General features: G+C 58.8%; 17 protein-coding genes. 12 read left to right on the plus strand and 5 right to left on the minus strand.

The window, feature by feature from the left end; all coding sequences use genetic code 11:
- Positions 1–93: 93 nt before the first annotated feature.
- The gene (locus A3730_RS09185; RefSeq protein ID WP_063518960.1) at positions 94–1,410 is read right to left on the minus strand and encodes a 2-hydroxychromene-2-carboxylate isomerase; all 1,317 of its coding nucleotides are present in this window, start codon (positions 1,408–1,410) and stop codon (positions 94–96) included.
- 302 nt (positions 1,411–1,712) lie between these two features.
- Positions 1,713–3,560, minus strand: a complete 1,848-nt coding sequence (ilvD, locus tag A3730_RS09190; RefSeq protein ID WP_063537961.1) for a dihydroxy-acid dehydratase — start codon at positions 3,558–3,560, stop codon at positions 1,713–1,715.
- A 176-nt stretch (positions 3,561–3,736) separates the two neighbouring features.
- Here ilvD and A3730_RS09195 point away from each other — a divergent pair, with 176 nt between their 5' ends.
- Positions 3,737–5,446 carry a carbamoyltransferase C-terminal domain-containing protein gene (locus A3730_RS09195; protein ID WP_063537963.1) on the plus strand — a complete coding sequence of 570 codons (1,710 nt, stop codon included), beginning with the start codon at positions 3,737–3,739 and terminating at the stop codon, positions 5,444–5,446.
- A 176-nt stretch (positions 5,447–5,622) separates the two neighbouring features.
- Positions 5,623–6,123 (plus strand): VOC family protein, encoded by a 501-nt coding sequence (locus A3730_RS09200; RefSeq protein WP_369817609.1) that lies wholly within the window; start codon positions 5,623–5,625, stop codon positions 6,121–6,123.
- Positions 6,124–6,148: 25 nt separating this feature from the next.
- On the opposite strand, the gene argA is transcribed toward A3730_RS09200, so the two are convergent.
- From argA to A3730_RS09215, 3 genes are all read right to left on the minus strand, one after another.
- The gene (gene argA / locus A3730_RS09205) at positions 6,149–7,468 is read right to left on the minus strand and encodes an amino-acid N-acetyltransferase (protein WP_063519786.1); all 1,320 of its coding nucleotides are present in this window, start codon (positions 7,466–7,468) and stop codon (positions 6,149–6,151) included.
- A 172-nt stretch (positions 7,469–7,640) separates the two neighbouring features.
- Positions 7,641–8,909 (minus strand): inorganic phosphate transporter, encoded by a 1,269-nt coding sequence (locus A3730_RS09210; RefSeq protein WP_063519787.1) that lies wholly within the window; start codon positions 8,907–8,909, stop codon positions 7,641–7,643.
- A 10-nt stretch (positions 8,910–8,919) separates the two neighbouring features.
- The gene (locus A3730_RS09215; protein WP_063519788.1) at positions 8,920–9,600 is read right to left on the minus strand and encodes a TIGR00153 family protein; all 681 of its coding nucleotides are present in this window, start codon (positions 9,598–9,600) and stop codon (positions 8,920–8,922) included.
- Between the two features lie 265 nt (positions 9,601–9,865).
- Between A3730_RS09215 and A3730_RS09220 the strand changes: the two genes are divergently transcribed.
- The 10 genes from A3730_RS09220 (at position 9,866) to A3730_RS09265 (ending at position 22,625) form a co-directional block, all read left to right on the plus strand.
- Positions 9,866–11,677, plus strand: coding sequence for a GspE/PulE family protein (locus tag A3730_RS09220; RefSeq protein WP_063537965.1), 1,812 nt, complete (start codon positions 9,866–9,868; stop codon positions 11,675–11,677).
- A 97-nt stretch (positions 11,678–11,774) separates the two neighbouring features.
- Entirely contained in the window at positions 11,775–14,639 is a 2,865-nt protein-coding gene (glnE, locus tag A3730_RS09225; protein WP_063537967.1) for a bifunctional [glutamate--ammonia ligase]-adenylyl-L-tyrosine phosphorylase/[glutamate--ammonia-ligase] adenylyltransferase, read from the plus strand.
- Positions 14,640–14,681: 42 nt separating this feature from the next.
- Positions 14,682–15,608, plus strand: coding sequence for a branched-chain amino acid transaminase (locus tag A3730_RS09230; protein ID WP_011589575.1), 927 nt, complete (start codon positions 14,682–14,684; stop codon positions 15,606–15,608).
- A 9-nt stretch (positions 15,609–15,617) separates the two neighbouring features.
- Positions 15,618–16,673, plus strand: coding sequence for a lipopolysaccharide heptosyltransferase II (gene waaF / locus A3730_RS09235; protein WP_063519080.1), 1,056 nt, complete (start codon positions 15,618–15,620; stop codon positions 16,671–16,673).
- A 4-nt stretch (positions 16,674–16,677) separates the two neighbouring features.
- Positions 16,678–17,454 carry a lipopolysaccharide kinase InaA family protein gene (locus A3730_RS09240; protein ID WP_063537969.1) on the plus strand — a complete coding sequence of 259 codons (777 nt, stop codon included), beginning with the start codon at positions 16,678–16,680 and terminating at the stop codon, positions 17,452–17,454.
- 3 nt (positions 17,455–17,457) lie between these two features.
- Positions 17,458–18,483: a lipopolysaccharide heptosyltransferase I gene (waaC, locus tag A3730_RS09245; RefSeq protein WP_063519078.1), complete on the plus strand. Its 1,026-nt coding sequence runs from the start codon at positions 17,458–17,460 to the stop codon at positions 18,481–18,483.
- Positions 18,480–19,574: a glycosyltransferase family 4 protein gene (locus tag A3730_RS09250; protein WP_063519077.1), complete on the plus strand. Its 1,095-nt coding sequence runs from the start codon at positions 18,480–18,482 to the stop codon at positions 19,572–19,574. Before waaC ends, A3730_RS09250 begins: the two co-directional genes overlap by 4 nt.
- The gene (gene rfaP / locus A3730_RS09255; protein ID WP_063519076.1) at positions 19,571–20,419 is read left to right on the plus strand and encodes a lipopolysaccharide core heptose(I) kinase RfaP; all 849 of its coding nucleotides are present in this window, start codon (positions 19,571–19,573) and stop codon (positions 20,417–20,419) included. The genes A3730_RS09250 and rfaP overlap by 4 nt, the downstream gene beginning before the upstream one ends.
- Complete coding sequence (locus A3730_RS09260; protein WP_063518749.1) at positions 20,416–21,309, plus strand: glycosyltransferase family 2 protein; 894 nt, start codon at positions 20,416–20,418, stop codon at positions 21,307–21,309. Before rfaP ends, A3730_RS09260 begins: the two co-directional genes overlap by 4 nt.
- A gap of 149 nt (positions 21,310–21,458) precedes the next feature.
- Complete coding sequence (locus A3730_RS09265) at positions 21,459–22,625, plus strand: lipopolysaccharide kinase InaA family protein (protein ID WP_231880446.1); 1,167 nt, start codon at positions 21,459–21,461, stop codon at positions 22,623–22,625.
- Positions 22,626–22,627: the final 2 nt, after the last annotated feature.

Raw genomic sequence — 22,627 nt, forward strand, 5'->3', positions numbered from 1 at the left:
AGGAGCGGCGCTTGAGCCGCGAAGCTGTTGGCGCAAAGGTCTCAGGCTTCGCGGCTCAAGCGCCGCTCCTACGGGAATGAAGGCGAGGGTATCTCAGTCCTTGTCATCGGTTCGTGAGGCTAGCAGCCTCTGCTCGATGATCGCAAAACGATCCTGGCCCCAAGTCATGTCATCTTGAGTCATAAAGCTCGGTACCCCCCAGCTGCCGGCTTCCATCATGGCGTCGCGGTTGGCTTCGGCCCGTTCGCGCCAATCGTCGTCGTCCAGCCAGCGGCGGGCCCGGTTCCAGTCCAGGCCGGCGTTTTCCACCAGAAATTTCAGGCCATTATCGCTGGCGGCGTTAATTCCCTGGCTCCAGATGCCGGTGGCGGCGGCGCGCAGCCATTCGCGCAGGCGGCCTTCTTTTTCGGCAAAGGGCCAGATCGCCATGCAGCGCTCCACGCCGGCGCCCACCGGGTCGCAGACCTTGCCGAACGGCACTGCGTGCAGGCGGGCTTCCCGGGCGGCGTCCTTGAGGATGTAGAAACGCTTGGCTTTGGGGACCGTGAGCCCGCGCATGACCATGGGCAGCACTGGGCGGATTTTCAGGTCCAGCCCGTAGTGGTCCGCCAGCGCATAGGTGCGCGCCAGGGCGATGTAGGAATAGGGGCTGCGAAAGGAAAAATACAGCGCCAGCGGGGTGCCTTTGAGGGCTTCCGGGGTGTCTTTCAGGCGGGCCCGTTTGGCGCGGCCGTAGGGTAGCGGCCAGTCGGCGCCGCCCAGTCCCAGCTCGTTGAGGCGGTGGCCCAGATGATCCAGCCGCTCCACGCTCCAATACCATTCGCCGGCGTAGTGCAGGGTGCCAGTGAGGTAGTGGCCGTCCTTCAGAAACTGGTCCCGGCGGGCTTCCAGTGCCAGCTGGGCCCGATCGGCGGCCTGTTGGCCGTGCTCGCTGAGCAGGGCTTCCAGTTTGTCGTGATCATCGCGCCACAGGGCATCGGCCAGGGCAGCGGCCAGGCTCCAGAAGCGCTCGTCGCCTTCGTGTTTCAGCAGGCAGCGGGTGGCGGCCAGGCTGACTTCACGGGGCGGCAGCTGCCAGTCTTCGGGAAAATCCAGCCCGTGCAGATTGGCCAGCTTGACCGCGTCACGGGGGGCGAGCTCCGCGAGCATGTCGGCGGCGGGGTACATCTGCTGGTCCAGATACAGCATCACCCGGGGGGTGACGGTGATGCCGAAGTGGCGGGCAAAGCGCGGCATTACCTGTGCCATCAGCACCGAGTAAGGGTCATCAATGCGGAAGTAGAAGGTGGCCTGGTGGGGCTGCCGGCGTAATATGCGGCGCCACTCCAATAGTCTGCGGCGTAACTGTTGCAGGCCTTCACTGGTGATCAGGCGGGCAAGCAGGGGCATTAGCTTGTGTTTGAGGCTCATGCGAATGATGGCTCCTTTGGCATGGCGCATTGTTGGCCAGACTGTCGACTATAGCCTAAGCCATCCAGCCGTTTCCGTGAAAAGGAGTAAAACGCTGGATGCTGGACGCCTGATGCCGGACGGTAAAGACAAACCCGTGCTGAGATCGCTTGTGTGGCGCTCGTTTGCACGAGAAAGTGTTCGTTGTGGCACGCGAGGGTGTTTGTTTCGCGTCAGGCATCAAGCGTTATGCGTCCAGCGCCGTAGCAACAAAAAAGGCGACCTCCTGGGTCGCCTTTTCTGTTGCTACGGCTTTCCGGGAATTACTCGCCGATCTGGCTCAGGTCACGCACTGCGCCGCGGTCGGCGCTGGTGGTCAGTGCGGCGTAGGCTTTCAGTGCGGTGGACACCCGGCGTGGACGGATTTCCTTGGGTTTGAAGGCCAGCTTGCCACGGTTTTCCATGTGGGTGCGGCGATGCGCCAGTTCTTCATCGCTGATATCCAGGCGGATGGTGCGGTTGGGGATATCGATATCGATGGTGTCGCCTTCATTCACCAGGGCAATGGCACCGCCTTCCGCCGCTTCCGGAGAAGCGTGGCCGATGGACAGGCCGGAGGTGCCGCCGGAGAAACGGCCATCGGTCAGCAATGCGCATTCCTTGCCCAGCCCTTTGGATTTCAGGTAGCTGGTGGGGTAGAGCATTTCCTGCATGCCCGGGCCGCCTTTGGGGCCTTCGTAGCGAATCACCACCACATCGCCGGCAACGATCTGGTCGCCGAGGATGGCGCGTACCGCAGAGTCCTGGGATTCGAACACCCGGGCGCGGCCGGTGAACTTGAGGATAGAGTCATCCACCCCGGCGGTTTTCACGATGCAGCCGCGCTCGGCGATGTTGCCATAGAGCACGGCCAGGCCGCCGTCCTTGCTGTAGGCGTTTGCGTAGTTGCGGATGCAGCCGTTTTCCCGGTCGTTGTCCAGGCTGTCCCAGCGGGTTTCTTGGCTGAAAGCCGTCTGGGTGGGGATGCCCGCCGGGCCGGCGGTGAACATCTTCTTCACGCCTTCGTCGCTGGTGCGCATGATGTCGTAATGCTCCAGGGCCTCGGCCACGGATGCTGAATGCACCATGGGGATGTCCCGGTTGAGCAGGCCGGCCCGGTCCAGCTCGCCGAGAATGCCCATGACGCCGCCGGCGCGGTGCACGTCTTCCATATGGTATTTCTGGGTGGCCGGGGCCACTTTCGACAGGCACGGCACTTTGCGGCTCAGGCGGTCGATGTCTTCCATGGTGAAATCCACTTCGCCTTCCAGTGCCGCTGCCAGCAAGTGCAGCACGGTGTTGGTGGACCCGCCCATGGCGATATCCAGGCTCATGGCGTTCTCAAACGCCTTAACCGTGGCGATATTGCGCGGCAGCAAGGCCTCTTCGTCCTGCTCGTAATAGCGCCGGGTGATATCCACGATGCGGCGACCGGCTTCCAGGAACAGCTCGCGACGGTCGGCATGGGTGGCCAGCAGTGAGCCGTTGCCGGGCAGGGACAGGCCCAGTGCTTCGGTCAGGCAGTTCATGGAGTTGGCGGTGAACATGCCGGAACAGGAGCCGCAGGTGGGGCAGGCAGAGCGCTCCACTTCATTCAGGGTTTCTTCGTCCACGCTGTCATCGGCGGCCATCACCATGGCGTCCACCAGGTCCAGCTTGCCCTCGGCCAGCTTGGTCTTGCCCGCTTCCATGGGGCCGCCGGATACGAAGATCACCGGGATGTTCAGGCGCATGGCGGCCATCAGCATACCGGGGGTGATCTTGTCGCAGTTGGAAATACAGACAATGGCGTCGGCGCAGTGGGCGTTGACCATGTATTCCACGGAATCGGCAATGATGTCGCGGCTGGGCAGGGAATAGAGCATCCCGTCGTGGCCCATGGCAATGCCGTCATCCACCGCAATGGTGTTGAATTCCTTGGCGATCCCCCCGGCCTTCTCCACCTCGCCGGCCACCAGCTGGCCCATGTCCTTCAGGTGCACGTGCCCGGGCACGAACTGGGTAAAGGAGTTGGCGATGGCAATAATCGGTTTACCGAAGTCCCCGTCCTTCATGCCCGTGGCGCGCCACAGGGCACGGGCGCCAGCCATATTGCGGCCATGGGTGGTGGTACGGGAGCGATACTGCGGCATGGGAACCTCTTGAATTCAGCAAACAGGGCGTAAGGGGGGGCATTGTACCGTAATGACGGGGTTTCGCTAAGTTGTCTGCTCTGGTTCAGCCAACGGCTAGAGTATGTAGAATGGGCGGTTTATTTGACCGCAGGCCGGGATGGCTTGCCGGGTTCCGGTTCAACAGAGGAATGAAAATGATAATACTGGGTCTCCACACAGGGCACGATGCTGGCGCCGCTGTATTCAGAGATGAGAAGCTGGTTTCTTTCTGCAAGGAAGAGCGGGTCAGCCGGATTAAGAACGATGGCGGTTTTTTTGCTCTGGCTTCCATTGATGAAGCGCTGGATGCTGTAGGGCTAACCCGCAAGGATGTGGATGTTGTTGCCTTGACGCGTACCCGTATCCCGGAGCATACGTTTCGCAAGACCAGCCACCCGGTACAGACGCTCAAACGCAAGTTGATGCCTGCGCCAACACGAGATCTGAACCTGGCGGGGCAAATGCGCAAAACCGGGCTGGATGAAACGGCGTTGATCGATCAGAGCTTGCTTCGAAAAGCGCTGGGTGTGGGGCCTAAAACCGAGATTTATTTTGCCAACCATCACTATTGTCATGTGGCAGCGGCTTGGTATTACACCGATTGGGATGAAGGCCTTTTCCTGAGCTGTGACGGTGGTGGGGATTATGCCCAATACTCCGCGTATCTCGACGCCGGAAAGGGACTGGAGTGCGTGTTGGGTGGTGATGAGACGCTGAAGACGCCACAAAACACGGGGGCATCCATTGGCCTGGCGTACGCATTCGCCACTGAGATTTGCGGTTTTATGCCGAACCGGCATGAAGGCAAATTGACGGGACTTGCCGCATTTGGCAAACCGATACGCGCAGAGCAGATTCTGGGCCTGTGGCATATCGACAAAGAGACCGGAGCCCTGAGCAGCGAAATGCAAGGTGCTGCGGCATTGAAGCAGGCGCTGAAATCAATATTCGAAGGCGACAGCCGGGAAGACGTGGCTGCCTCTATTCAGGTGGCCACGGAGTCGCTGCTTGTTGAATGGGTAGAAACGCTTAGGGCATTGCATGGGGGGCGTTATATCGGGTTGTCTGGCGGGGTGTTCTCCAATGTGAGGATGAACCAGAAAATTGCCGAGCTTGAAGGTGTGGACGAGGTGTTTGTGTTCCCGGCGATGAGTGACGAAGGCCTGCCGGTTGGTGCCTGCATTGATTACTGGGTCAACAGATTGGGTAACCCGGTTGAGCGTGAACGACTGACGTCATTGTATTTCGGTCGCCATTATTCAGGTGATGATTTGCTCGAGGCTGCTAGGCAGGGCGGGTTCCGGGTTGAAGCGGGTGATGAGCCTGCTCGTCAGGCCGCTGACTTGATTGCTCAGGGTGGAGTGGGTGCCATTTTTTACGGTGGCATGGAAATGGGCCCCAGAGCGTTGGGTGCCAGAAGTATTGTGGCGAGCCCCGCAGATCGTGGAGTAAACGACAGTATCAATCAGCGGCTGCAACGCACCGAATTCATGCCTTTTGCCCCGTTCGTACGGGAAAACGATGCGCAGGAGCTGTTCGATATTTCTGATAAAAACCTTTACCCGAGCCGGTTTATGACCATTACCACCGATGTAAAGGACGAGTGGAAAAGCCGAATTCCCGCCGTCGTTCATGTGGATGGCACGGCTCGCCCCCAGGTGATTTATCGGGAAGATAACCCTTTGTACTATGACGTACTGACGGAGTTTGCTGCGCTCACGGGGTTGAAGTCGCTGGTGAATACCAGTTTTAACGCTCATGAGGAGCCGATTATCAATACTCCCGAAGAAGCGTTGGCGGCGTTGAAAGATGACCGTGTGGACTTCCTTTTCTGTGAGAGCGGCCTGGTTTTTCCGGGCGCATAGCGTTGGATATTGCGCCCCTGGGATGTCGGATTTCTGTCGTGGTCCCTGTTTTGTGGATATGACATTGTCATGGGCCGTTTTTGACGAGATCGTCCCGGATGATAAAAAACATGTGACTTTCCAGAGGTTGGTCACAGGAGCAGCTAGCCGACTTCAGTGGGCTAAGTGTCAGGACGGTGCAGCGCCTTGAGCGTGGGCATAGCACGGGGCTGGAATCTCTCAAGTGTATTGCGGCGGCCCTCGAGGTGGAGGTTGCCACGCTGAGGAGTGAAGACGGTGCTGATGGCGAGCTGTTCCTGGGCGCCAATCCAATCTTGCCGGTACGGAATGTGGTTGAGACGGCGATATTTTATGAGCAGGCGCTAGGATTTGAGGTTGAGGTTCTCTGGCAAGATCCTCCCTACGGCGTAGTCGCAAGGGGCCGAACCATCATGGAGTTTGGTGAAGGACGAAAGGCGTATGCAGGTTCAGGGGTGTGCGTAATCTTTGTCAGTGACGTGGATGCTGTCCATCGCGAATTCTCGATTCAACGCCTCGACTTTGTTGGCGATTTGGCGGATAGGGACTATGGCAGCCGCGATTTCCGGGTGCGAGATAATAATGGCAATTTGCTGATTCTCAGTAGCCCGCTGATAGATCAGAGAGCGTTAATAGACTCTGGGGGCAAGGTAGTTTGAAGCTGCTTTGTCGGTGTGCGGCTGGTTACAGCGCTTTCACAAACACCTTCGAATTCCGCTGCCAGTTATACAGCGACTGCCGGGCTCCCGGCAGTGCATCGACGCCCGCCGCTTCAAACCCCTGTTGCTGAAACCAGTGCGCGGTGAGCGTGGTGAGCACGAACAGGCTGTGCAGGCCCTGTTCCCGTGCACGCCGTTCCAGATAGCCGAGTACCTGGGCGCCCCGTTCGCCTTTGCGGTAGCCGGAGTGAACGGCGACGCAGGCGAGTTCGCCGGTCTTGTCTTCCGGGAAGGGGTACAGGGCGGCGCAGGCGATGACCATGCCGTCGCGTTCGATGATGGCGAAGCGCTGGATTTCGTTTTCCAGTAGCTCTCTTGACCGGCGGACCAGGGTGCCGTCTTCTTCCAGCGGTTCGATCAGCTCCAGAATGCCACCCACATCTTCGATGCGGGCGCCACGGATGGTTTCGTAGGTTTCCCGGGTGACCAGGGTGCCGCAGCCGTCGCGGGTGAACAGTTCCTTGATCAGCGCGCCGTCCACGAGGGCGTCCAGCAGGTGGGCGCGTGCCACGCCATTGCTGGCGGCGTGGCAGGCCGCGGTGAGTTGCCGGTCGATGCCGTTGTCTGCCCGTTTGTCTTCCGCCAGCAACTTGCCGGCCTCCTGGGGCGACAGTTCGCGGATGAGGTCGCCCTGGGTGTCAGCCAGACGCAGGTCATCACCGAGCAGGATCAGTTTGTCTGCGCCCAGGGCGATGGCGGCGGTGGAGGCCACTTCTTCGGCGTTCACATTGAACAGCTCGCCGGTGGGCGAGCAGCCGACCGGGGAGAGCAGCACCACGTTGCCGCTCTGGTGTTGCTGGCGGATGGCGTCCACGTCGATGCGCCGCACTTCGCCGGTGTGCTGGTAGTCGAAGCCGTTACGTACACCCACCGGTTTGGCCACCACGAAATTGCCGCTGACCAGCCGGATGCCCGCGTTGTGCATGGGCGAGTTGGCCAGGCCCATGGAGAACAGCCCTTCCAGTTTCAGGCGCAGCCCACCCACGGCGGCCATGACGCTGTCCAGCGCGGCGCTATCGGTGATGCGCATGTGCTGTTCGAAGGTGGATTCGATGCCCGCCCTGGCCAGGTGCGCACTGATTTGCGGCCGGGCGCCATGGACCAATACCAGCTTTATGCCCAGGCTGTTGAGCAGGGCCAGGTCGTGGATCAGGGGAGCCAGCCGTGGCCCGTCCAGCAGTTCCCCGGCCAGCATCACCACAAAGGTTCGGCCCCGGTGCGCGTTGATGTACGGCGAGGAGTGACGGAACCAATGGACCTGATTGTCGGGTGTGTTGCTGGACACGGTGTTTTCCCTGCTGTTTTCCCGCTATGGGAGGGAGGTAAGTCGTTGACTGGCCAGTATAGCCAGCGAATTACGCCTGAGGCCAGACGCCAGATGCTCGACGCCAAACAAAAACGCCGCCCGGAGGGCGGCGTTGGTGTGTTGCTTGCTGCGTGATGCGTGCAGCGTCTCCTTAAGCCCCAAACAGTCCCTTGAAGAAATAGAAGAACAGGATGGAGAGCAGCGCACCTGCCGGGAGGGTGACCACCCAGGAGGTGAAGATGGTGCTGATCACGCGCAGGTTCAGGGAACCGATGCCGCGGGCCATGCCGACGCCGAGGATGGCGCCCACCAGGGTATGGGTGGTGGAGATGGGCAGGCCGGTGCCGGAGGCCAGAACCACGGTGGTGGCAGCGCCCAGTTCGGCGGCGAAGCCGCGGGACGGGGTCAGCTCGGTGATCTTCTTGCCCACGGTGGCCATCACCCGGGCGCCGAAGATGGCGAGGCCGAAGACGATGCCCATGGCACCTACCAGCAGGATCCAGCTGGGCATTGCTGCCTTGGCGCCCACTTCGCCGCCGGAAGCCAGCACGCTGTTGATGGCCGCCAGCGGGCCCACGGCGTTGGCCACGTCGTTGGAGCCGTGGGCAAAGGCCATGGCGCAGGCGGTGAAGATCATCAATACGGCGAATACCCGCTCCACGGAGCTGAAGCGAAAGTCCTTGTCGGCTTCCGGGTCAGGCTTGATGCGTTTGAGGAACATGGAGCCCACCGCCATGACGATGGCGCCACCACCCAGGGCCCAGAGGAAGCTCTGGAAGAAAGAGATTTCCAGGCCAATGTGCTTGAGACCCTTCACCATGGTGACCATGGAGATGACGAACCCGACCATGAACATGTAGTAGGGCACCACTTTCTTGGCGCGCTCGAAGGGGTCGTCGTGGTTGAGTACCAGTCGCTGCACACTGCGTATCAGGGCGAAGGAAATCACCCCGGCGAGCAAGGGCGACGTCACCCAGCTGGCGACGATGGAGCCCACCTTGTCCCAGTGCACTGCATCCATGCCCAGGCCCACGGCGGCAAAGCCGACAATGGCGCCGACGATGGAGTGGGTGGTGGACACCGGCCAGCCGAACCAGGAGGCGACCATCAGCCAGATGCCTGCCGCCAGCAGCGCGGACATCATGCCGTAGACCAGATACTGGGGGGCGTGGGAGAAGGTTTCGGCATCAATGATGCCCTTGCGGATGGTGGCGGTCACCTCTCCGCCGGCCAGGTAGGCCCCGGCAAACTCAAAGATAATGGCGATGATCACCGCCTGTTTGACGGTGAGGGCCTTGGCGCCTACCGAGGTGCCCATGGCGTTGGCCACATCGTTGGCGCCGACCCCCCAGGCCATCAGGAAGCCGAAGGCGCCGGCCAACAGCAGCATCAGATAGGTATGCTCGAGCATCCACTCCATAAGAACTCTCCTAGCGTGCGACCAGCATCTGCAGGCGGCCGCCTACTTTCTGGGCGCGATCGGCGAGATCGCCCACCCATTCGATGATCTTGTAGAGGAAGATAACGTCCACCGGCGACAGCTCGCTTTCCAGCTTGAAGAGGGTGGCGCGGATGGTGATTTGTTGCTCGTCGTTGGCTCGCTCCAGGCGATCCAGTTCTTCGATCAGTTCTTCCACCAGGCGGATTTCCCGGCCACTGAAGCCGGTCTCGATCAGTTCGTCGAGCTCGTTGATGGCCTTTTGTGCCTGGGCCGAGGTGTCGATGGCGCCTTGTACATAGGCTTGCATCACATCGGCCAGCACTGACGGGATGGACATTTGTCGGCCCAGCATCAGCCCGGAGATGTCCTTGGCCTTGTTGGCCACCTTGTCCTGCACGCTGATCAGGTCGAGCAGATCGGTGCGGGGCATGGGCAGGAACAGGCTTTTGGGCAGATTCAGCCGGAACTCTTTTTTCAGCTCGTCGGCCTGGTTTTCCAGCTCGGCGATGCGCTTGCGGGCGGCGCGAGCCTTGTCCCAGTCGTTATCGGTCACGGCGGCGAAGAAGTCTGCCAGCGTACGGGCACAGTCGTGAACGGTGTCGTAGTGTTGTTGCAGGGGTTTGATTGGCGAGCGGCCGAACAGGCCGGCAATGGAGCTTCCAAAGGACATAGGCGCCTCGGGTCCAAGTTTTAGGGTTGGAAACAGCTTCCCATGATGCCGCTATTCGCTGCTGGCGGGTAGCGGCGGCGGGCCGGTGACAACGATGTCACAGTTCCGTCATGAATTGGGTCGCGAGTATAGAGAAAGCGGACGGGGCTGTCAGGGGTTCAGTGTTAGGGTTACAGTAAAGAGGCTGATAGGCCGCCTTGGTCTACGCCAGAATAATGAGATGACCCCGATTGCGTGCGGTGAAGAGTCAGGGAGAGTAGAGAGAGTGACGAAAGTGAGTGTTAACGCCCCCGCGGATCCGGCCAAGCTGGACGGCCTGCTGGTTGATGTGCGCTGGTTGATGCGTGAGTTGTTGGATGAAGGGCGCGTCAGCAAGGAAGACTTTAACGTCATCTCTACCACGCCTCGCGAGAAGAAAGAGCTGAACTGGCACGCCATTCAGGTGCTGGCCAAATACCGCCTCACGGACCGGACCGATACCCACCAGTTACTGGATGTGGATTTTCTGACCCAGTGGCTGTCGGCCAAGAGTGGGTTGCCGGTGTACAACATCGACCCGCTCAAGGTGCATGTGGATCAGGTCACCAATGTGATGAGCTATGCGTTCGCCGAGCGCCACGGCATCGTGGCGGTGGAAGTGCATCGCGACAAGGTGGTGGTGGCCTGCGATCAGCCGTTTGTGCGCGACTGGCAGGCGCATTTGCAGCAGGTGCTGCGCGATCGTGAGCTGGAAGTGGTGTTGGTCAATCCGGAGCAGATGCGCCGCTACCGGATCGAGTTCTATAACCTGAGCCGCTCCATCGCCGGGGCGGCCGGGAATACCGGTCAGGAAATGTCGGGCATCACCAACTTCGAGCAATTGCTGGAAGTGGGCAAGGGCCACCACGATGCAGACGATCAGCATATCGTCAATATTGTGGACTGGATTCTGCAGTATGCGTTTTCCCAGCGGGCCAGTGATATTCATCTGGAGCCGCGCCGGGAAACCGGCAAGATGCGGTTTCGCATCGATGGGGTGCTGCACGATGTGTACGAGTTGCCCGCTGCCATCATGGCGGCGGTGACCAGCCGTCTGAAGATTCTCAGCCGCTTGAATGTGGCGGAAAAGCGCAAACCCCAGGATGGCCGCCTGAAAACCAAATCGCCGGAAGGGGCCGAGATCGAACTGCGTATTTCCACCTTGCCCACCGCGTTTGGCGAAAAGATGGTGATGCGGGTGTTCGATCCGGACGTGCTGGTGCGCAGTTTCGAACAGCTGGGTTTTACCAAAGAGGATCATGACACCTGGCATCAGATGACCAGCCATCCCCATGGCATCATCTTTGTGACCGGCCCCACCGGTTCGGGGAAAACCACCACGTTGTATTCCACCCTCAAGCAGCTGGCCACCAGCGAGGTGAACGTCTGCACCATTGAGGACCCTATCGAAATGGTGGAGCCCAGTTTTAACCAGATGCAGATTCAGGCCAATATCGATGTGGACTTTGCCCAGGGGGTGAAGGCCATGCTGCGTCAGGATCCGGATATCATCATGATCGGGGAGATTCGCGACCTGAAAACCGCCGATATGGCCATTCAGGCGGCACTTACTGGCCACCTGGTGTTGTCGACCCTGCACACTAACGATGCGCCGTCGTCGGTGACTCGCTTGATCGATTTGGGTGTGGCCCCGTATATGATCAGTGCCACCGTGCTGGGCGTGATGGCGCAGCGGTTGGTGCGTACCCTTTGCCCGAACTGCAAGACCCCCAGCGAAACCGATCCGCAGGCCTGGGAGGAGCTGGTGCGGCCCTTCAAGATGAAGATGCCGGAGACCCTCTATCAGCCGGTGGGCTGCCTGGAGTGCCGGGGTACGGGGTATCGGGGGCGTATGGGGGTATATGAAACCATGCCGCTACGTACCACCCTGAAAAACCACATCACCCGGGGGGCAGATCTGGAAACGATCACTCGTGCATCGCTGAAGTCGGGCATGAAGCCCTTGCGTATCAGCGGTGCCATGAAGGTGGCCAAAGGGCTGACCACCATTGAAGAGGTCATGCGGGTGACGCCATCCCAGGATATTCTGTTGGGGTGAATGCACGCCGGAGGCGTGACGCCGAAAACCCGAGCCTTTGTCTGGCGTCAGGCGTTTTGCTTGTAGCTTTCCCTTCGCCGTACGACAATAGCCGCCCATGAATGAACCCCAATATCACTCCCTGCCGGATGAACTGTCGGTGCTGGTCAGCCAGCACTGGCAGCACTTTGTCGAATCCGGCCACCGTATTCCTGACGACCTGTTGACTGACTTGCCCCGTGTATGGGCGGGCTCTGACTACGTGGCGGCCCAGTTTCAGCGCGATCCGGGGCTGGGGGAGTGGCTGCTGGCCAGTGACCTGAGCCAGGCGCTGGCGGCGGCGTCCCTGAAAGAGGAAATCCGCGCCTTGCTGGCGCAATGCGACAGCGAGGATGACCTCAAGCGGGCGCTGCGCCGTCTGCGCCATCGCCATATGGTGCGCATTGTCTGGCGGGATCTGGCCCGGATCGGCGATTACCACAGTGCCGTGGCGGACCTGTCGTTGCTGGCGGATACCCTTATCGACGAGGCGCTGTCGGTGCTCTACGGCTGGGCCTGTGAGCGCAGTGGTACACCGCTGGGCCCGGACGGTAACCCGGTCAGGTTGGTGGTGCTGGCCATGGGCAAGCTGGGGGCCCATGAACTGAACCTGTCTTCCGACATCGACCTGATCTTTGCCTATGAGCACGAGGGCGAAATTGAAGGCGAACGCCGCGCCCTGACCCACCATCAGTTCTTTGTGCGCCTGGGCCAGCAGCTGATCAAGGCGCTGGATCAGACCACCGCTGACGGTTTTGTGTTCCGAGTGGATATGCGCCTGCGCCCCTGGGGCAAGAGTGGTGTGCTGGCCATTGGCTTTGATGCCATGGAGGGTTACTACGAGACCCAGGGTCGCGAATGGGAGCGCTATGCGCTGATCAAGATGCGTCCCATGGCTGGCGACCTGCAGGCCGGTAATCGCCTGATCAAGCGCCTGAATCCCTTCGTCTATCGCCGCTATATCGATTACGGCGCCTTCCAGTCCCTACGGGAAATGAAGTCCCTGATCGAGCGGGAAGTGAATCGCAAGGGCATGCAGGCCGATGTGAAGCTGGGCGCCGGTGGCATTCGTGAAGTGGAATTTATTGTGCAGGCTTTCCAGTTGATCCGGGGTGGCCAGCTGCCGGCCCTGCGTGAGCCAAACCTGATCAAGGTGCTGCCGCAACTGGTGGCGCTTGAGTTGCTGCCCGAGGATGTGGCCGACGAGCTCACCGAAGCCTACCTGTTCCTGCGGGATGTGGAGCATCGCTTGCAGGCGGTGGCGGATAAGCAGACCCAGCGCCTGCCGGATGACGAACTGGGCTGGCAGCGACTGACGTTTGCCATGGGCTTTTCCGCCCGGGCCGCCTTTGAGCGCAAGCTGCGCCGCTACCGGGAAAGTGTGCGTCATCATTTCAGCCAGGTGATCGCTGACCCGGAACAGGAAACCGATGCCGCCCAGGGGGCGGACCAGGAATTACTGGATTTGTGGTTGGGCCAGCTGGATGACGACGCTGCTGCGGCCCAGCTCAATGCCATTGGCGTTCAGGACGCAGAAGCCGTCTACGGCAGGTTGAGTGATTTTCGCGACAGCCGGGCGGTGGAGAATATGCAAGCCATCAGCCGTGAACGGCTGGACCGGTTGATGCCTTTGATGCTCGAAGCGCTGGGTTATCAAGGCCATGGGGAAACCACCGCCACGCGCTTGATTGCCTTCGTGGAAGCGGTGCTGCGCCGCAGTGCCTACATCGCGCTGCTGGTGGAAAACCCCAGTGCACTGACGCAGCTGGTGAAGCTGTCTGGCGCCAGCCCCTGGATTGCCGAGCGGCTCACTCGCCACCCGGTATTGCTGGATGAGCTCCTTGATGTGCGCACCCTCTACTCGCCTCCGGAGCGGGCAGAGCTGGATGACGAGCTGCGTCAGCAATTGTTGCGAGTAGCGGAAGACGACCTGGAACAGCAGATGGAGGTGCTGCGTAATTTCAAGCAGGCGCATCTGCTGCGGGTGGCGGCGTCGGAAGTGACCGAAGTGCTGCCATTGATGAAGGTAAGCGATTACCTGACCTGGCTGGCCGAGAGCATTCTTAATCAGGTGGTGATGTTGGCCTGGGAGCCCATGGTGGAGCGTCATGGGCGTCCGTCGCGGGATGACGGTCAGCCCTGTAGCCCGGACTTTGTGGTGGTGGGTTACGGCAAGCTGGGGGGGATCGAGCTGGGACATAACTCCGATTTGGATCTGGTGTTCCTGCATGATGCGGCCAGCGGCGGCATGACTGACGGGGAAAAATCCGTTTCCAATGAGCAGTTCTATGCCCGCCTGGGACAGCGCATCGTGCATATCATCGGCACGCGTACCATGAGCGGCCAGCTCTATGAGGTGGATACCCGCTTGCGTCCGTCCGGTAGTGCCGGCCTGTTGGTGAGCTCCATGGATGCGTTCGAAAAATACCAGCGCAATGATGCCTGGACCTGGGAGCATCAGGCGCTGGTCCGCGCCCGAGTGGTCGCCGGCTGCAGCCGGGCCCGTAACCGCTTTAACGATATTCGCCATCAGGTGCTGTGCGATTCGCGTCCGCAGGAGAAACTCCGTGAGGACGTGCTGGCCATGCGCACCAAGATGGTGGATCACCTGGCCGACAAAAGCCCGGACACTTTTCACCTCAAGCAGGATCCGGGAGGTATCGTTGATATCGAATTTATGGTGCAATACGGGGTTCTGAGATGGGCCTCCTCCCACGGTGAACTCACCCGCTTCACCGATAATGTGCGCTTGCTGGAAACACTGGCCGCATTGGACATTATGTCGGCTCAGGATGCCGGCCTGCTGCGGGAAGCCTACCTGGCTTACCGGTCCGCGGCTCATCGCGCCTCGTTGCGCAAAGAGAAATCCATTGTCGACGACACTCAATTCCGCGATTTGCGTGAAGGCGTGCGAACGATCTGGAAGCATTGGTTCGACCTGTAGGGCGTTCGCTCAAAGGTCCTTAGTTCTGGGAGTATCACTGCCATGTCGATGGCTGTAAGAGACGGTTTTATCTGGTTGGATGGCGAGCTGGTTCCCTGGCAGGAGGCCAAGGTTCACGTGCTGACGCATACCCTGCATTACGGCATGGGCGTGTTCGAAGGCGTGCGGGCCTATGAGACAGCAAAAGGGCCGGCTATTTTCCGCCTGCAGGATCACACCGACCGGTTTTTCAACAGTGCGCATATCCTCAACATGAAGCTGCCCTATACCAAGGAGCAGATCAATGAGGCGCACCTGTCTGCGATTCGCGAAAATAATTTGCCCCACGCCTACCTGCGCCCGATGGCGTTTTACGGCAGTGAAGGCATGGGTCTGCGTGCCCACAACCTGAAAGTGCACGTGATGGTGGCCGCCTGGGAATGGCCGTCCTACATGTCGCCGGAGGCGCTGGAACTGGGCATCAAGGTGCGTACCTCCAGCTATACCCGCCACCACGTGAACATCACCATGTGCAAGGCAAAAGCCAACGGCAACTACATGAACTCCATGCTGGCGCTGAACGAAGCCCTGTCCGGTGGTGCCGATGAGGCGTTGCTGCTGGATAACGAAGGGTATGTGGCGGAAGGCTCCGGTGAGAATGTGTTCCTGGTTCGCGACGGTATCATTTACACCCCGGAACTGACCTCTTGCCTGGATGGCATTACCCGCAAAACCATCATGCAACTGGCAGAAGAGCGTGGTTATCCGGTGCGCGAGAAGCGTATCACCCGTGACGAGCTCTACATTGCCGACGAAGCTTTCTTCACCGGCACTGCGGCGGAAGTCATGCCGATCCGTGAACTGGATGGTCGTATCATTGGTGCCGGTAAACGCGGCCCGGTGACGGAACAGCTGCAGGCCGTCTATTTCGACTTGGTGCGCGGCAAGCTGGATGACGATTACGGAGACTGGCTCACTTACGTGAGCTGAAGCAGGCGGATGCCGGCTACCGTTACCGACTCGCCCTCCGCCATCCTTGTCGTCGGCCCGTCCTGGGTCGGCGACATGGTGATGGCGCAAACGCTGTTTTCCGAACTGCGTCATCAATATCCCGATTGTGCTATCGATGTGCTCGCGCCGACTTGGTGCCGGCCGCTGCTGTCACGCATGCCGGAAGTGCGAGAGGCGCTGGCGTTGCCGTTTGATCATGGCGATTTGCGTCTTGGTGAGCGGCACGCATTGGGGAAATCCCTGCGCGGCCACTATCAGCAAAGTTATGTGCTGCCCAATTCGCTCAAGTCTGCGCTGGTGCCGTTTTCGGCGAAAGTTCCGGTGCGCACCGGCTGGCGGGGCGAAATGCGTTATGGCCTGCTCAACGATGTGCGCAAACTGGACAAGGAACGCTACCCCTTGATGGTGCAGCGTTTTGTGGCGCTGGCATTGCCGGAAGGCGCGCCGGTTCCGGGGCTGGATGAAATTACCGCTCCACACTTGCAGGTCAGTGACGATTCCCGCAATGGGGCCATGGCGGCGCATAATCTCAACCTGGACCGCCCGGTGCTGGGGCTGTGCCCCGGGGCTGAATTCGGTCCGGCCAAGCGTTGGCCAGAGCATCATTATGCCGCAGTGGCCCAGCACTGGATCGAGCGTGGCGGGCAGGTGTGGATCTTCGGTTCCGGTAAAGACCAGCCCGTGGCGGATATGATCGTCGGGGCACTGGAGAACGGTGCGGATGAGCATGCGGTGGTGCTGGCGGGGAACACGTCCCTGGAGCAGGCCGTGGATTTGCTGTCAGCGACCATGGCGGTGGTCAGTAATGATTCTGGTCTGATGCATATTGCGGCCGCCCTGAAGCGGCCACTGGTAGCCGTATACGGCTCAACGTCTCCCGGCTTTACGCCGCCCTTGGGTGATCGGGTAGCAGTGGTACGATTGGGGCTGGAGTGTAGCCCCTGTTTCGAGCGTGAATGCCCGCTGGGCCACCTGAACTGTCTGCGCCAGTTACCGCCTTCTCAGGTGATTGAGGCACTGGGGCAGCTGGTTGGAGATGAGTGATCAAATGGAATTGAATGGCAGTTATGTTCACCCTCACTGGCGTTTGACGCTGGATGGGCTCGGCTTGAGTACGATGAAGGACTGGTTGGCGTTGGATAAAACGCTGGTCGATGAGCCTAATCAGCGAGGAAGAGGGGTCAGTCAAGTCTTCCGGGCTAGTGTGATTGGCGCTGAGGGTGAGCCAGTGACAGTGTACATTAAGCATCAGCGCAACTATGTGCGTCGCAGTGTGCTGCATCCTGTTTCCGGACAAACGACGTTGTATCAGGAATACCGGGCCCTGATGCGCTGCTGGCAAGCGGGCGTGCCCGTGGCAGAGCCCGTGTTTTTTGCGGCCAATTCTTCAGGCGGAGATAACGAAGCCATGTTGGTCAGCCTAAATTTGGCGGGTTTCCAGAGCCTGGATCAGGTGAAGCTGGACCAGTTGTCGGCAGCGCGTCGATTTACGTTGATACGAGATGTGGCTGCGGTGGTACGGTTGCTCCATGAGCGTGGATTGGTTCACCAAAATTTGTATCCCAAACATATCTTTGTGGCTTGGTCTGATAAGCAGCAACGCTATGACGTACGCTTCATCGACATGGAGCGCTGCCGGCCGCACTATCGGCGTTGGCAGCCACGGCTGCGTGACCTGGAGACGTTGGCAAGACGAGCGAGTGGTTTTTCTGCCCGTGACAGGTTGCGTTTTTTAAGGGCTTACTTTGATCGGCCGCTGGCAGATAGTGAGGGTCGATCACTCATGACCCGTATGGAGCGTAAGTTCAAGTTAAGGGGCGCCTGATCAATGCGTGTGCTTTTGATCAAGACCTCTTCCATGGGGGATGTGATCCACACTCTGCCGGCACTGACCGATGCACAGGCAGCGATTCCTGCGCTGCAGGTGGACTGGGTTGTAGAGGAAGCCTTCGTCGAACTGGCAAGCCGCCACCCTGTGGTTAGCAATACTTTTTCCTGTGCCCTGCGCCGCTGGCGCAAACATCCCATCAGAGCGCGCCGCTCCGGGGAGTGGGCTGCCTTCAAAGCCGCCGTTCAGGCGACCTCCTACGATGCGGTGATTGATGCTCAGGGTTTGCTGAAAAGCGCTTTCATTACGCGTCTTGCCAGTGGTCCCACGTTTGGTTTGGATAAAAGCTCTGCACGGGAAGGGTTGTCTGCCCGAGTGCTGGATTATCCACAACCGATTGCGCGAGGCCAGCATGCCATTGCCCGGGTTCGGCAGTTGTTCGCACTGTCGCTCGGCTACCCTCTGCCCGACACTGCACCCGATTACGGTCTGCCTCGCAGTCATGTGCCGACTCCGTTAAGTTGCCCGGCCCAGCTGGTTTTTTGTCATGGCACGACCTGGACCACCAAGCATTACCCGGAGGCTTTCTGGCGGCAGTTGCTGGAGTTGGCCAGTAGTGAAGGTCACCGCATTTATGTGCCTTGGGGCAACGACGAAGAAAAGGCCCGCGCCGAGCGGTTGGCTTCCGGTCTTGAGCGAGTGACAGTGCTGCCGAAAATGGGGCTGGATGCGCTTACCGACAAACTGTTGAGCTGGGATGCCTTTATCGCCGTGGATACCGGCTTGGCACATCTGGCGGCGGCCGCTGGTTTGCCGGGTGTGGCACTTTATGGCCCAACGGACCCGGTGCTGACCGGGGTGCAAGGTGCTCGTGCTTCGTCATTGGCGGCGGATTTTCCTTGCGCGCCTTGTGTGCAGGAGAAGTGCACATACCGGGGAGAGTTGGGCAAGGGGGTGGAACCTCCTTGCTTTAGCAGCCTCAAGCCAAAGCAGGTCTGGCAGCAACTGTTACGGGTGGCCTCATGAAGCTGGCGTTTGTGCTGTTCGAGTATTTCCCTTTCGGCGGGTTGCAAAGGGATATGTTGGCTATTGCCCAAGCCGCTGTAGCACGGGGTCATCAGGTCACCATTTTTACCCGGGCCTGGGAAGGTGAAAAGCCAAAGGATATTACTGTGCATTTGCTGCCGGTGACTGCTGGCAGCAATCACCGGCGTGACGTGCAGTTTGCAGGCCAGGTGAGTGAGTTGTGGGCGGATTTTGACCTGCGAGTAGGGTTCAACAAAATGCCTGGGCTGGATTGGTATTATGCTGCGGATGGCTGTCTTTCCGAGCGTTACTCCTGGCCGCGTTCCTGGTTACCGCGTTATCGCAGCAAACTGGATATGGAACATGCGGTTTTTGCACAGGGTAGCACCACTCGGATTTTGTCCATTTCTCCGCCACAGAAATCCCTGTTTCAGGATCACTACGGTACCGCCGAACAACGATTTATCGATTTGCCACCAGGTATTCGCCGTGACCGGGTGCTGCCCCAGTGTTATGAGTCTGTGCGTATGGCGCATCGGGAAAAATTGGATCTGACTGATCAGCAACCGATGCTGTTGTTTGTGGGCTCCGGTTTTCGTACCAAGGGCCTGGATCGTGCCATTCATGTGCTGGCGGAGTTGCCAGAGGCGCAACTATTTGTGGTGGGCGATGACCGCCCTGAGCGTTTTGCTGCGCTGGCGCGCGGGTTGGGTGTAATGTCGCGCCTGCATTTCATGGGTGGGCAGGACAATGTGCCGGAGTGGCTTTGGTCTGCGGATTTGTTGCTGCATCTCGCCTATGCGGAAAACACCGGGACGGTATTGCTTGAGGCTGCCATTGCTGGGTTGCCGGTTTTGACCACGAAGGCATGCGGGTATTCACCGTACATTGAGCAGGCGGCCATGGGCCAGGTAATGAATGACAATGCGTCGCTTGCCATGATGGCTTTGGCAGCCAAGACACTTCTGATGCAGGGGCGTGATGACTGGCGGCAACGGGGACGGGTATTTGCGGCCAGTGCAGATATTTATGACCTGGTGGAGCATGCGGTATCAGCACTGGAAGCGGGCGATGACGGGGAGCAGGAATGAGCACGATGCTGCGTGAAGATCTGGCGGCGGCCTGGGCCGGCAAGGACCCGTTTGAGCAGGCGGCCCGGCAACAAGGGGATATTTTCCGGGAGCGTGAAGGGCGCAGAACGCTGCGTTTTTTTCATGCCGGAAAAGGTTATTTCCTCAAGTACCATGGCGGGATTGGATGGCGTGAAATCTTCAAGAATCTGGGTCAGGGGAAATTGCCTGTGCTTGGCGCCATGCAAGAAGTGCGTGCGATTGATGCTGTTCGGGCCGCAGGGCTGGATACGATGACGGTGGCAGGGTATGGCTGCCGTGGCCACAATCCGTCTCGTCAGGAATCGTTTCTGGTCACGGATGAGCTGGCTGATACCTTGAGCCTGGAGGAGGTGGGCGAAAGCTGGCTTGAGGCAGGAGAAGTGCCTGTAGGGTTCAAGCGCGAGCTGATTCGTCGGGTGGCTGCTATCGCCCGCCGTATGCATGATGCAGGCATTAATCACCGTGATTTTTATCTTGCCCACTTTTTGATGCCGGCATCTGCGGTGCATGCCAGGGATGAAAGCGCGCCTCTTTTCCTGATCGATCTGCACCGTTCCCAGGTGCGAGGGGCGGTTCCTCAGCGATGGCGAGTCAAGGATTTGGGGGGCTTGTATTTCTCCACTGCCCGGTACGGGATGACGCGAAGAGATGTTCTGCGCTTTGTGCGTGAGTACAGTGGGCGATCTTTACGTGATGTGCTGACGGAAAAATCTGCTCTGCTGGCTGCCAGTCAGCGAGAAGGCGAAAAAATTTATCGCCGCTATTATGAAAAGACACCTCAATTTCCTCTGCAATTTAATCCGCACCCGGGGAAGGATATATGAGTGCCGGTTTTTCCGTTGTCATTCCTGCCTATAACTACGGTCATTGTATTGAACGGGCGGTGCAATCGGTATTGAGCCAGTCTTATTCTGATTTTGAGGTGTTGGTGATCAATGATGGATCTACCGACAATACCGATGAAATTATGAGGGCACTGGAGAATCAGCATTCTGATGTGCTGCGTTATATACCCCAGGTTAACCAGGGTTTGTCTGCGGTGCGTAATAGAGGTATTGAGGAAGCTCGATTCCCGTGGTTGATTTTTCTGGATGCGGATGACGAGATGTGTTCGGAGGCGTTGTTAGCACTGGAGAAATGTGCACAGGAAAGCCCTCAGGCTCGGCTGCTGATCGGTGGCCATTATTCCTGTAGCGGAGATGCCTGTGAGAAAATCAGACCAAGGCCCATTACTGCTGATTGTAAGAAAAACTTCGCTGCCTTCCTGGGGAAAAAATTAACCATATCTAATGGTGCCTGTGCTATGCACCAACAGTTGTTTGCAACGGTTCGCTATGACCCAAACTTGCGTCATACGGAAGATTTGCCGGTGTTCGCTCATGTGTTGGCAAACTATCCGGTGGCGGAGACACCAGAACCTATCGCTAAAATCCACAAGCATGCAGACAGTATGCGGCATGATGTGAGAGCTGCCCTGACGGTTGGTATGTCTCTGGAAGAGCGAATTTTTGATAATAATGGCCTGCCTGAGTGGGCGCAGAAAGAGCGCAAGAGTTATCGTGTTCGCAGATTGCTTTCACTGTTGAAGATCTGTGATCGAGCCAAGAGTTACAGCGATGTACGCGATTTGTATCGGCAGCTTTTTCGGGAGGCCCCCTTGACTGCTTTACAGCCTCGCTATTTGCGCCGTTTACTCAAGAGCCTGATGAAATGATCACGCTATCAGGTTTGCAGCATTGGTGCTGGAATGACGCTGGGCCGTTCTCTCTGGATATGGACGCAGGGCGATTGGTTGCTGAGGATGTTTTACGGCATTTGCCCGGCAAGAGGTTAGTGGTCCGAGGAACGTGGCAGGGAAAGAGCGTGATTGCCAAGCTGTTTTTTAATGACAGCAAAGCTGCTGGGCGGAATGAATATTCCTTGCTGGAAACCCTGGCGGCCCAGGGTGTCTGTGTGCCTGAAGCCTTGGCATTGCTGGAGCAGGATAACCATGCACTCCTGCTGATGGAGCCGGTGTTGGGTGCTGGGCTGGATGAATTACTTGCTGATGGCGTTGATTTGCCTTTGTTGAAGTCATTGCTGGATACGGTATGGGGGCTGTATAAGGCTGGGTGGATACAGACTGATCTGCATCTGGGGAATTTTCTGGTAAATGGTGATGGGGAGGTCGTTTGCCTGGATGCCGGTGCGATAAAGCCGGTCCCTTCACGGGGCGCTGCTGCATTGGCCGACAATCTGGCTCTCATGTGCGCCCAGGCGACATTGGCGTTACAGGCCCCGCTAATTCAGGAATGCCTTCATTTCATGAAGCATCATGGTGTGCGAAGCCGTGATTTTGAGGAACGTTGCCAGCACGCCTTGCACAGACGAATGGTGCAGGCCGATCGGAAATCGCAGCGGAACTGTTCTGCTATCTGCGTGGAGTCGACCAAGGACGGTGTTGTCTATAGTGATCGTATGGATCGGGGCGCGACGGGCTCTTGGTTGGCCTATTGCGAGAAGCCAGAAGCGTTGCCTTTGTTGAAAAAGGGAAGCCGCATCAGCGTTTATGCTAATGAGCACTGGGTGGTGAAGCATTATCGGGAAGTGGGCCTGAAAGCACGGCTTAAACAGAAAATGAAATGTTCCCGAGGGATGATCAGCTGGCGCCAGGGTTGGCTATGGGCCCTGTTGGGAATTCCGACGCCACGTCCAGTTATGCTGGTTGAATTTATCCGGGGAGAACGAGCAGGAACCAGCGTTATTGTTTTCCCCAAACTGGAATCGATCGCCTTGAGCCGGTTGATGGAGCAGCAGCGCTCCCGGGCGCAAGGTCTTGCAGAGAATGTGAGGCGGTGGTTGGAGCATTTTCTTTGGGCCGGGATTAGTCACGGTGATATGAAAGCACAGAATATCTTGGTCGATGAGGCGGACAGGATCAGTTTTATTGATCTTGATGGCGCAGGATTTAGTTCTCGTGCCCGCTGGGCACAAGTAAAAAATCAAAAGGACAAGTTGCGGTTCGAGAAGAACTGGGAGCAATTTCAGTAGCC

This window comes from Alcanivorax sp. HI0044 (assembly GCF_001634945.1).

What these genes read in the sequence shown, in the direction of transcription:
- A3730_RS09230 (WP_011589575.1), top strand. Translation starts at nt 14,682, where the DNA reads ATGTCGATGGCTGTAAGAGACGGTTTTATCTGGTTGGATGGCGAGCTG.
- A3730_RS09250 (WP_063519077.1), top strand. Translation starts at nt 18,480, where the DNA reads ATGAAGCTGGCGTTTGTGCTGTTCGAGTATTTCCCTTTCGGCGGGTTG.
- ilvD (WP_063537961.1), bottom strand. Translation starts at nt 3,560, where the DNA reads ATGCCGCAGTATCGCTCCCGTACCACCACCCATGGCCGCAATATGGCT.
- waaC (WP_063519078.1), top strand. Translation starts at nt 17,458, where the DNA reads ATGCGTGTGCTTTTGATCAAGACCTCTTCCATGGGGGATGTGATCCAC.
- A3730_RS09195 (WP_063537963.1), top strand. Translation starts at nt 3,737, where the DNA reads ATGATAATACTGGGTCTCCACACAGGGCACGATGCTGGCGCCGCTGTA.
- waaF (WP_063519080.1), top strand. Translation starts at nt 15,618, where the DNA reads ATGCCGGCTACCGTTACCGACTCGCCCTCCGCCATCCTTGTCGTCGGC.
- A3730_RS09260 (WP_063518749.1), top strand. Translation starts at nt 20,416, where the DNA reads ATGAGTGCCGGTTTTTCCGTTGTCATTCCTGCCTATAACTACGGTCAT.
- A3730_RS09240 (WP_063537969.1), top strand. Translation starts at nt 16,678, where the DNA reads ATGGAATTGAATGGCAGTTATGTTCACCCTCACTGGCGTTTGACGCTG.
- A3730_RS09210 (WP_063519787.1), bottom strand. Translation starts at nt 8,909, where the DNA reads ATGGAGTGGATGCTCGAGCATACCTATCTGATGCTGCTGTTGGCCGGC.
- A3730_RS09185 (WP_063518960.1), bottom strand. Translation starts at nt 1,410, where the DNA reads ATGAGCCTCAAACACAAGCTAATGCCCCTGCTTGCCCGCCTGATCACC.
- glnE (WP_063537967.1), top strand. Translation starts at nt 11,775, where the DNA reads ATGAATGAACCCCAATATCACTCCCTGCCGGATGAACTGTCGGTGCTG.
- rfaP (WP_063519076.1), top strand. Translation starts at nt 19,571, where the DNA reads ATGAGCACGATGCTGCGTGAAGATCTGGCGGCGGCCTGGGCCGGCAAG.
- A3730_RS09215 (WP_063519788.1), bottom strand. Translation starts at nt 9,600, where the DNA reads ATGTCCTTTGGAAGCTCCATTGCCGGCCTGTTCGGCCGCTCGCCAATC.